At 49.5% G+C, this 661-nt stretch carries 1 pseudogene; it reads left to right on the top strand.

Annotation, left to right across the window (positions count from 1 at the left end):
- Positions 1-101 precede the first annotated feature (101 nt).
- Positions 102-661: pseudogene (locus SQ11_RS15705) on the top strand (M23 family peptidase); the annotation flags it as partial.

Here is a 661-nt window from a genome sequence, read left to right on the forward strand (position 1 = left end):
GTATACGTCGGGGAGATACCATTTCGGCGATTCTTGCTCGTCTTGAAATCAGTCAAAAAGACAAGAATCGCTTTCTAGATACTGTCCGGGGGAGTCGGGCGATGAGCCAGCTTAAACCGGGAGAAATCATTCATGCGGAAACCCGGCCGAACGGAGAATTGTTAGCACTGCGCTACTTTTACGGAAATGGTGAGCAGTTTCAGGTCGAAAAAATCGATGGGACATTTGAGCTGAACGAGCAGTCAGCTGAAGGTGATACGCGTGTCCTGGTGGGTTCGGGAGTGATCAGTTCATCATTGTTTGCAGCCGTTGACAAGGCTGACTTACCGAGCACAATCGCCTCCCAGATGATTGATATATTTTCCAGTAGTATTGATTTTCACCGTGATGTCCGAAAGGGCGATCGTTTTACGGTTGTTTATGAATCCGCACAGGATGAAAGCGGGAAAACACAAGTCGGGCGTGTGCTTGCGGTAGAGTTTTTCAACAAGGAGAAATCCAGGCGCGCTGTCTATTTTCGGCCACCGGGTGAGGAGGGCGGTTATTATACGCCAGAGGGAGAAAGTCTGAGCAAACCATTTCTGATGGCACCTTTAAAGTTTTCCCGGATCAGTTCCGGGTTTACTCATGCGCGCTACCATCCCATCTTGAAACGCTGGCG

Origin of the sequence: Nitrosospira sp. NpAV (assembly GCF_000832065.1) — a bacterium.
In the GTDB taxonomy this organism is placed as follows: domain Bacteria; phylum Pseudomonadota; class Gammaproteobacteria; order Burkholderiales; family Nitrosomonadaceae; genus Nitrosospira.